Source organism: Aromatoleum evansii, assembly GCF_012910805.1.
Taxonomy (GTDB): Bacteria; Pseudomonadota; Gammaproteobacteria; order Burkholderiales; family Rhodocyclaceae; genus Aromatoleum; species Aromatoleum evansii.
Genome location: NZ_WTVK01000105.1, coordinates 1 through 9,129 on the forward strand (window position 1 = coordinate 1; position 9,129 = coordinate 9,129).

At 69.9% G+C, this 9,129-nt stretch carries 7 protein-coding genes; 2 read left to right on the forward strand and 5 right to left on the reverse strand.

All coding sequences use genetic code 11. From position 1 onward, the window contains the following. Together parC and GO615_RS26570 are read left to right on the forward strand one after the other, a co-directional pair. On the forward strand, positions 1–2,303 hold a 2,303-nt coding region (gene parC / locus GO615_RS26565), incomplete at its 5' end, for a DNA topoisomerase IV subunit A (RefSeq protein WP_169132868.1). A 140-nt stretch (positions 2,304–2,443) separates the two neighbouring features. Next, positions 2,444–4,150 carry a cation:proton antiporter gene (locus GO615_RS26570; RefSeq protein ID WP_169132869.1) on the forward strand — a complete coding sequence of 569 codons (1,707 nt, stop codon included), beginning with the start codon at positions 2,444–2,446 and terminating at the stop codon, positions 4,148–4,150. Between the two features lie 22 nt (positions 4,151–4,172). Here the strand turns inward: GO615_RS26570 and motD are convergent, their stop codons facing one another. The 5 genes from motD to flhF all read right to left on the reverse strand — a co-directional run bounded on the left by motD (position 4,173) and on the right by flhF (position 8,983). Next, positions 4,173–5,039 carry a flagellar motor protein MotD gene (gene motD, locus GO615_RS26575; RefSeq protein ID WP_169132870.1) on the reverse strand — a complete coding sequence of 289 codons (867 nt, stop codon included), beginning with the start codon at positions 5,037–5,039 and terminating at the stop codon, positions 4,173–4,175. Between the two features lie 10 nt (positions 5,040–5,049). Then, on the reverse strand, positions 5,050–5,790 hold the full coding sequence (locus tag GO615_RS26580) for a flagellar motor protein (protein WP_169132871.1): 741 nt from the start codon (positions 5,788–5,790) through the stop codon (positions 5,050–5,052). Between the two features lie 25 nt (positions 5,791–5,815). Next, a complete protein-coding gene (locus GO615_RS26585; RefSeq protein WP_169132872.1) occupies positions 5,816–6,595 on the reverse strand; it encodes an RNA polymerase sigma factor FliA in 780 nt (259 codons plus the stop codon). Positions 6,596–6,705: 110 nt separating this feature from the next. Further along, entirely contained in the window at positions 6,706–7,521 is an 816-nt protein-coding gene (locus GO615_RS26590; protein WP_169132873.1) for a MinD/ParA family ATP-binding protein, read from the reverse strand. 1 nt (position 7,522) lies between these two features. Continuing rightward, positions 7,523–8,983, reverse strand: a complete 1,461-nt coding sequence (flhF, locus tag GO615_RS26595) for a flagellar biosynthesis GTPase FlhF (protein WP_169132874.1) — start codon at positions 8,981–8,983, stop codon at positions 7,523–7,525. Between the last annotated feature and the right edge of the window lie 146 nt (positions 8,984–9,129).

Sequence of the window (9,129 nt, forward strand, 5' to 3'; positions counted from 1 at the left end):
CCCCACCGGCAGGCGGCGGCAACGACGCCCCGCCCCCCGACGACGGCACCCTCGCCCTCGACCAGTACGCCGAGCGCGCCTACCTCGCCTACGCGATGAGCGTCGTGAAGTCGCGCGCGCTGCCGCAGGTCGAGGACGGCATGAAGCCGGTGCAGCGCCGCATCCTTTACGCGATGAACGAGATGCGCCTGTCGGCAACGTCCAAGCACGTGAAGTCGGCGCGCGTCGTCGGCGACGTCATCGGTAAATACCATCCCCACGGCGACTCCAGCGTCTATGACGCGATGGTGCGCGTGGCGCAGGACTTCTCGCTGCGCTACCCGCTCGTCGACGGCCAGGGCAACTTCGGCTCGCGCGACGGCGACTCGGCCGCGGCGATGCGCTACACCGAATGCCGCCTGACGCCGATCGCCGAACTGCTGCTGTCGGAAATCGACCGCGGCACCGTCGACTTCGTGCCCAACTACGACGGCGCCTTCGAGGAGCCGCAGCTCCTGCCCGCGCGCCTGCCCTTCGTGCTGCTCAACGGCGCTTCCGGCATCGCCGTCGGCATGGCGACCGAGATCCCGCCGCACAACCTGCGCGAGGTCGCCGATGCGACCGTGCATCTCATCCGCCACCCGGACGCCGGCCTAGACGACATCCTGCCGCTGCTGCCCGGCCCCGACTTCCCCGGTGGCGGGCAACTGATCTCCTCGCCCGACGCCATCCGCGACGCCTACCAGTCGGGCCGCGGCAGCCTGCGCGTGCGTGCGCGCTGGCACATCGAGGAGCTCGCGCGCGGCCAGTGGCGCGTCATCGTCGACGAGCTGCCGCACGGCGTGTCCGCCGCCGGCGTGCTGGCCGAGATCGAGACGCTGACCAACCCGCAGCCGCGCGCCGGCAAGAAGGAAGTCAGCCAGGAGCAGAAGAACCTCAAGCAGCTCGTGCTCGGCGTGCTCGAGACCGTGCGCGACGAATCCAGCGACAAGGCGCCCGTGCGCATCGTTCTCGAGCCGCGCTCCAGCCGCCAGAGCCGCGACGAGTTCATGGCCGTGCTGCTCGCGCACACCAGCCTCGAGACCTCCGCCTCGCTCAACATGACCATGATCGGCCGCGACGGCCGGCCGCAGCAGAAGAACCTCGTGCAGATCCTGCGCGAGTGGATCGACTTCCGCTACGTCACCGTCGATCGCCGCACCCGCCACCGCCTGGACGAGGTCAACCGCCGCATCCACATCCTCGAAGGCCGCATGATCGCCTTCCTGCACATCGAGGAAGTGATCCGCGTGATCCGCGAGTCCGACGAGCCCAAGCCCGCGCTGATCGCCGCCTTCGGCCTCAGCGACGTGCAGGCCGAGGACATCCTCGAGATCCGCCTGCGCCAGCTCGCGCGCCTCGAAGGCTTCAGGATCGAGAAGGAGCTCGCCGAACTCAAGGACGAGCGCGACGGCCTGCAACACATCCTCGACAGCCACGCCGCGATGACCAGGCTGATCCTCAAGGAGATCACCGAGGACGCGAAGAAGTACGGCGATGCGCGCCGCACCGTCATCGAAGCCGTCGCCGCGGTCGCCCCCGCGGAGATCAGCGTGCCGGACGAACCCGTCACCGTGATCGTGTCGAAGAACGGCTGGGTCCGTTCGCGCCAGGGCCACGGCATCGACGCCGCGGCGATCAGCTACAAGGCGGGCGACTTCGCCTTCGCGGTGATCGAGACGCGCACCACCTGGCCGCTCGTCGTCATCGACACCAACGGCCGCGCCTACACCGTGCGCGTGGCCGATCTGCCCGGCGGGCGCGGCGACGGCGCCCCCATGACGACGCTGGTCGACTTCCAGGACGGCGGCAAGCTCGCGCAGGTGCTCACCGCCGAACCCGAATCGAGCTGGATGTTCGCGAACTCCGGCGGCTACGGCTTCATCTGCACGCTCGGTGACGCCACCAGCCGCCAGCGCGCGGGCAAGGCCTTCATGACGCTGGAGAAGGGCGAGAAGGTCCTCGGCCCCACCCGCGTAGTCGGCGAACGCATCGCCGCGGTGTCCGAGAACGGCCGCATCCTCGTCTTCATGCGCAGCGAGATGAAGGTGCAGGCCGGCGGACGCGGCGTCATCGTGATGGCGCTCGACGACAAGGAAGCACTCGTCGCGGTGGCCGTCCCGGCCGACGAGGCGACGCTGCGCGTCGAGGGCACCGGCCGCGGCGGCAAGGCCGTGACGATCGACCTGAAACCGTCCCAACTCGCGTCGCTTGTCCACCGTCGCGCACGCAAGGGCATGGCGCTCACCCCCAAGGTCGCGCCCGCGGCCCTGACGACGGCCTGATTTGCCGGCCGCGCCCCGGCGGCCGGAACCCATTCGCCGCCGCGCAGTCTTTCAGGAAGCGGCATCCCGACGCCCGCCGGCCTCCCCCGAGACCGGCGGGCGTCGTCATGGCTGCCCTCCCCCAACGAACAAGACTCCGAATGGACCACGACATCTCCCTCATCACGACCATCGCCGCGGCCTTCGGCTTCGCGCTGGTGCTCGGCTTCGTCGCCGAACGCCTGAAAGTGCCGGCGCTCGTCGGCTACCTCGTCGCCGGCATCGCGATCGGCCCCGCAACCCCCGGCTTCGTTGCCGACATCCACACCGCCTCGCAGCTCTCCGAGATCGGCGTGATGCTGCTGATGTTCGGCGTCGGCCTGCACTTCTCGCTCGACGACCTCCTCGCGGTGCGGCGCATCGCCCTGCCCGGCGCGGTCGTGCAGATGGGCCTCGCCACCGTGCTGGGCATGGGGGTGGCGTGGTGGTGGGGCTGGGACCTCGGCGCCGCGCTCGTGTTCGGCCTGTCGCTGTCGTGCGCGAGCACCGTGGTGCTGCTCAAGGCGCTCGAGGCGCGCGGCGTGCTCGACACCATGAACGGCCGCATCGCGGTCGGCTGGCTGGTCGTCGAGGATCTCGCCACCGTCGTCATCCTCGTGCTGCTGCCACCGCTCGCGGGCACGCTCGGCGCCCCCGCGGACTCCGCCGCCGGCGCCGCCGACCCGCTGTGGAAGACCATCGGCAAGACCTTGCTCGAAGTCACCGCCTTCATCGCGTTGATGCTGATCGCCGGCCGCCGCGTGCTCCCTTGGCTGCTGTGGCAGGTCGCGCGCACCGGCTCGCGCGAGCTGTTCACGCTGTCGGTGATCGCCGCCGCGATCGGCATCGCCTACGGCGCCGCGCAGCTCTTCAGCGTGTCCTTCGCGCTGGGCGCCTTCTTCGCCGGCATGATGATGCGCGAATCGGAGTTCAGCCACCGCGCCGCCGAGGAGTCGCTGCCGCTGCGCGACGCCTTCTCGGTGCTGTTCTTCGTCGCCGTCGGCATGCTGTTCGATCCCGCCGTGGTCGTCGATCACCCGCTGCAGGTGCTCGCCGTCGTGCTCATCATCATCGTCGGCAAATCGCTCGCGGCGATGGCGCTGGTGCTCGCGTTCCGCTATCCGCTCAACACCGCACTCACGGTCGCGGCCAGCCTCGCGCAGATCGGCGAGTTCTCCTTCATCCTCGCCGGGCTGGGGCTGTCGCTGGGCCTGCTGCCGCAGACCGGCATGAGCCTCGTGCTCGCTGGCGCGCTGATCTCGATCGCGCTGAATCCGCTGGTGTTCGCGACGGTCAAGCCGATCCGCGAGTGGACGCTGAAGCACTCCGAGTTCGCACGGCGGCTCGAGCGCCGCGAAGACCCGTACGCCGAACTGCCGACCACCACCGCGCGCCAGTACCTCGAAGGCCAGGTCGTGCTGGTCGGCTACGGGCGCGTCGGCCGGCGCATCGCGCAAGCCCTCTCCGCGCGCGGCATCCCCTTCGTCGTCGCCGAACAGAACCGCGAACAGGTCGAACAGCTGCGCAGCGAAGGCGTGGCGGCGGTCGCGGGCGACGCGTCCGAACCGGCGGTGCTGATCCAGGCCCACATCGCCAACGCGGCGATGCTGGTGATCGCCACGCCCGACCCCGTCAACGTCCGCCCCATGGTCGCCACTGCGCGCGCGCTCAATCCGGCGATCGAGATCGTCCTGCGCACCCACAGTGAGGACGACTCGCGGCTGCTGAGCAACGAAGGCATCGGCACGATCTTCTACGGAGAGGAGGAGCTTGCGAAGGGGATGACAGGACACGTGCTGGAACGCTTCATCCCGCACGCCGGCGCCTGAAACACGGGCGTGCCGCGCGCCCTCAACGGGCGGGAGGCGTTTCCTCGCTTTCGACCACCTCGCCCGGCAGGATCGCACGGATCGGATCGCCCTGGCGGATCTGCCCCGGCCCGCGCGGCGGCGGCTCGCCGACCATCGACTCGATGAGGATCGTCACGCGCCGGTTGCGTGCACGGCCCTCCTCGTTGGTGTTGTCGGTGAGCGGACGCTGGTCCGCGTAACCCGCCGCAGTGAGACGGTCGCCACGCACGCCCGACTCGATGAAGAGCCGCACGACCGTGGATGCACGCACCGCGGACAGCTCCCAGTTCGACGGGAAGCGCCCGGTGCGTATCGGCAGGTTGTCGGTGTGCCCTTCCACCGTCACCGGAAACTCAGCCCGCGCCAGCACCTCGGCCACCGCCCGCAGGGCCGTCACCGCAGGCGCCGCGAGCACCGCATCGCCCGGCGCAAACAGCACCCGGGCGTTGATTTCCACCGAGATCCCGCGCGCCCCCTCGGCCACGCGCACCTGCCCCCCCTGGGTGAGCGGCTCCAGCACGCGCCGGATGTCCTCGGCCATCGTCGTCATGCGCTTGTACTCGGCACGACGCCGCCTCTCGACCTCCTCGTCGGGATTCGGCGACAGCGGCGCGGGTTTGGGCGGCGCGACGGCCGGCGGCGGGGCGATGACCGGATCGCCCGGCACATTCACGGTGATGTTGCGGAAGGCGTTGATCAGCGAATCGGACAGCACGCGGTACTTGCCCTCGTTCACCGACGACAGCGAGTACATCACGACGAAGAACGCGAACAGCAGGGTGATGAAGTCCGCGTAGGACACGAGCCAGCGATCGTGATTCTCGTGGTTCGCGTCGTCCAGCTGGCGGTGTCTGCGGTGGCGTCGCATCGCGGCACGCTCAGGCGATGTAGCCCTGCATGCGACTCTCGATGATGCGCGGATTGTCGCCGTTGGCGATGCCGACCAGCCCGTCCACGAGCATCTCGCGCTGCGACACCCCGTCGGCCACGTAGGCCATCAGCTTCTTCGACATCGGCAGGAAGACGAGGTTGGCGAAGCCCACGCCATACACGGTGGCGACGAAGGCCACCGCAATGCCGGCGCCCAGCTTCGACGGATCGGTGAGGTTTTCCATCACGTGGATCAGGCCCAGCACCGCACCGAGGATGCCCAGCGTCGGCGCATAGCCGCCTGCGGCTTCCCAGATGCGCGCGCCCTGGCGCATCTGTGCCGCCCATGCGTCGATCTCGACCTCCAGCACCTCGCGCAGGCGTTGCGGCTCCACGCCATCGACGAGGAGCTGCAACCCCTTGCGGGTGAACGAATCGCTGATGCGCGGGATCTGCGCCTCCAGCGCCAGCAGCCCTTCCTTGCGCGCGATCTGGCTCCAGCTCGTCGCCTGCCGGATCAGCGCCGCATGGCTAGCCGGCGGCGGCACGAAGACCCAGCGGGTCATGCGCATGCCCTCACGGAAGACCTTCAGTGGGCTTTGCAGCATCACGGCCCCCAGTGTGCCGCCGATCACGATGAGGAAGGCGGTGGGCTGCAGGAGCGATGCGATATGCCCCCCCTCGATCACCTGCCCCATGATCAGGGCGGCGATACCCAAGGTGAGCCCTACGACGCTGATCTTGTCCATGTCCGCAGTCCCTCGGCCGGCCTACTCAGCTGCCGGACGGAGGATTCTTGGGCGGCCGTCCGCGGCGCGGCCGGGTCGCAGTCCCGGCCGGCCCGGCGCTGCCCAGGATGCGCGCACGCAGTCGCGCCACGGCTTGGCTGTGCAGCTGGCACACGCGCGACTCGGACACGCCCAGCACCTCGCCGATCTCGCGCAGGTTGAGCTCCTCGTCGTAGTACAAGGCCATCATCAGCTTCTCGCGCTCGGGCAGATCCTCGATCGCCCGCACGAGCGCGCTGCGCATGTCGGCCTCCTCGAGGATGTCGGCCGGATTCGATTCGTGCTCGCCCAGATGGCGCTCGAAGTAGTCCTCGCCCTCGCCGTCGGTGAAGTCCTCGAAATGCACCAGCTGGTAACCACGGGCGTCCTGCAGCATGCGCTGGTAATCGGCGAGCGGCATGCCGAGCAGTTCGGCGAGTTCCGCCTCCGACGGCTGGCGTCCGTGGCGTTGTTCCAGTTCGTGCACCGCCGACTCGATGCGGCGCATGTCGCGCCGCATGCTGCGCGGCAGCCAGTCGTTCTCGCGCAGGCCATCGAGCATCGCGCCGCGGATGCGCTGCACCGCATAGGTCTCGAACTGTGCGCCCAGTCCGTCCTCGTAGCGGCCGATCGCGTCCAGCAGGCCCATCATGCCGTTCTGGATCAGGTCGTCCATCTGCACGCTGGCCGGCAGCTTCGCCATCAGGTGGTAGGCGATGCGCTTGACCAGCGGGGCATAGGCCTCCACCAGATGGTTCTTGTCGAGATTACCCGCTGCGTCGTACATCCACTTCGCCTGTATCTTCTTCCGTCCTGGACGGGGTTCCGGACATGGGGGCAAACCGGCGGACTTCCATTGTCCCGCAGCCGACCCGCTTTTGCCAAACGGGTACGCACTCAATCCCATGACGGCCTCCCCCGCTCCGCCGCCGCGCCGGCCTGTACGTTGCCAAACGTCGCGAGGCGGCGCAGGAAGGCGGCCTCGGCATCGCGCGCAGACGCCTCCGCCGCGCCCTGCCCCAAGCCCGCAGCCAACTCGTCGCGCTCGACCTCGCCCAGCCAGGCGAGCGGCACGCCGACGTGGCGGCGCACGAGCTCGCTCAGGCTGTGGAAGAAGGCCGTGGCGTCGGCTCGCCCGCGCGCCCCGCACACCGCCACGTGCAGCGAACCCGCGCCGGCCGCGGCGAGGCGCTTGATCACCTGGTAGGCGTCGGTCGCGCCGCTGCGGCTCGCCTCGGCGACGACCAGACGGCGCGGTGCCGCCAGCGCGAAGGGCGACGGGTCGGCAGCGCTCTCGCACGCCGAGTGGATCAGGATGAAATTCGCCGGGCGCTGCAGCGTCCGCAGCGCATCGAGCACGCAGTCGCGCCGCTCGCCATCGAGGAGCGGCAGAGCGAGCGCGCAGGCCGCCACCGGCACGCGCCCGAGCAGACCCGGTACCGGCTGGACGAGTTCCCGAACAGAACTGCGACCACCGAGCACGCCCAGCAGGTCGCCTCCCGCAGGCAGGCCGAGCACCCCGGCCAGCGAATCCTCGCCCTGCGCCTCGTCGAGCAACAGCACGCGCCGGCCGTGCCCCGCGATGCGATGCGCCGCCTGCAGCGCCACATGCGCACGCCGGCGCCCGGTCGCGTACAGCGCGACGACCGTCGGAGGAGCGCGCCGGAACAGACGCCGCAGCCCGGCAGCCTGGTCTTCACGCGGGTCGATCATGTCAGACTCCGCCAGCCGCCAGCATCAGGGCCGCCTCGTCGCCCTGCAGCTTCCACGGCGACTCGTCGGACTGCTCGCGCAGCGCGCGATGCAGCAGATAGGCGCGATTCGGAAGGTGCAGGTCCTCCGGCACGCGCTGGCCGTTGGCGACATAGAAGACGTTGAGTTCGTTACGCACGGCCACATCCAGGGCCGGAGCGAGCGATGCCGCCTCATCCACCTTGGTCAGCACGCAACCAGCCAGGTCCGGCCCGCTGTAGGCACGCACGACGTCCGCGAGCGTGTCGCCACGGCAGGTCGAATTGAGCAGCAGCAGGCGGCGCACGTCGCCGGCGCCGGTCAGCATCGCGGCCTGCTCGGCGACCATCTTGTCGCGCTGGCTCATGCCCATCGTGTCGATCAGCACCATGTGCTTGTTGCGCAGCTCGGCGAGGGTCTGGCGCAGGTCGGCGGCGTCGCGCACGGAAAACACCGGCACGCCGAGGATGCGCCCGTAGATGCGCAGCTGCTCCTGCGCGCCGATGCGGTAGCCGTCGGTCGTGATCAGTGCCAGCCGGTCGGCGCCGTGGCGCACGACGCAGCGTGCCGCGAGCTTCGCCGTCGTCGTCGTCTTGCCCACGCCGGTCGGCCCCACCAGCGCATACACGCCACCACGGTCGATGATGTCCGCATCGGAAGCGACCGCACGCAGATCGCGCGCAAGGGCGTTCTTCACCGCGGTACGGGCATCCTCCGGCGACGCCTCTTCATTCACGGATTCGGCCAGGCGACGAGCGAGGACGCCGGAGAAGCCGGCTTCGAGGAGCTCGCCGACGATGTCCGCCCGTGCGGGTGCCCGGCGCCGGGTCTCGCCCCAAGCGAAGCCGGCGAGCTGGCGCTCGATCATGCTGCGGATGCCGGCCATTTCCTTCATCAGCTGGACGTTCGCCTCCTGCAGCGAACGGATGCGCTCATCCTCCATCGCGCGTGCGGGCTCGGCGGCGCGGACCTGCGGCGCGGCCGGGGCCGGCTTCCTCGGGGCAGGCGCCTTGTCGGCGGCAAGCGGACGGGCCGCGGCCTCGGGAGCCTCCCAGCCGTCGATCGAATACTGCTCGCTCAATGCCGCCGCCCGCGTGCGCATCACGTAGTCGGCAGTCTCCATGCGCGGCGGGTTGAACGGACGGATGATCTTCGCCGGCTTCGACGCCGCAGCCGGGGCCGCGGGCGTGCGCCCGGACAGGCTCACCTGGAAGTCGTCATCCTCGCTTGCCGGTGCGGAGGCTTGCGCCGCCGGCCGCGCAGCAGGCGCGGCCGCACGGGGCGTCCCCGGCAGCGCTCCCACGTCGTCCGCCGGCAGGGCCAGGATCTCCACGCCGCCTTCCACCGCGCGGTTCGACAGCACGATGGCATCGGCACCGAGTTCGGCCTTCAGGGCACGCAGGGCCTCACGGGCGGAGGGGGCAAAGTAGCGCTTGACGTTCATGCTGATTCTCCCGACTACCGCGCTCTGTGCGCAGCATGGAACCGATTATGGCGGCGGCAAGGCGGTTCGATTGCGCGGAATAGACCCGTTTTCCCCCCGCTAATCCCCCCCGCCGCAAATTCAGCGCTCTCTCTTATACACATCTC

Excerpts from the sequence above, each read along its gene's own strand:
- GO615_RS26570 (WP_169132869.1), top strand. The coding sequence starts at position 2,444 with ATGGACCACGACATCTCCCTCATCACGACCATCGCCGCGGCCTTCGGC.
- motD (WP_169132870.1), bottom strand. The coding sequence starts at position 5,039 with ATGCGACGCCACCGCAGACACCGCCAGCTGGACGACGCGAACCACGAG.
- GO615_RS26580 (WP_169132871.1), bottom strand. The coding sequence starts at position 5,790 with ATGGACAAGATCAGCGTCGTAGGGCTCACCTTGGGTATCGCCGCCCTG.
- GO615_RS26585 (WP_169132872.1), bottom strand. The coding sequence starts at position 6,595 with ATGTACGACGCAGCGGGTAATCTCGACAAGAACCATCTGGTGGAGGCC.
- GO615_RS26590 (WP_169132873.1), bottom strand. The coding sequence starts at position 7,521 with ATGATCGACCCGCGTGAAGACCAGGCTGCCGGGCTGCGGCGTCTGTTC.
- flhF (WP_169132874.1), bottom strand. The coding sequence starts at position 8,983 with ATGAACGTCAAGCGCTACTTTGCCCCCTCCGCCCGTGAGGCCCTGCGT.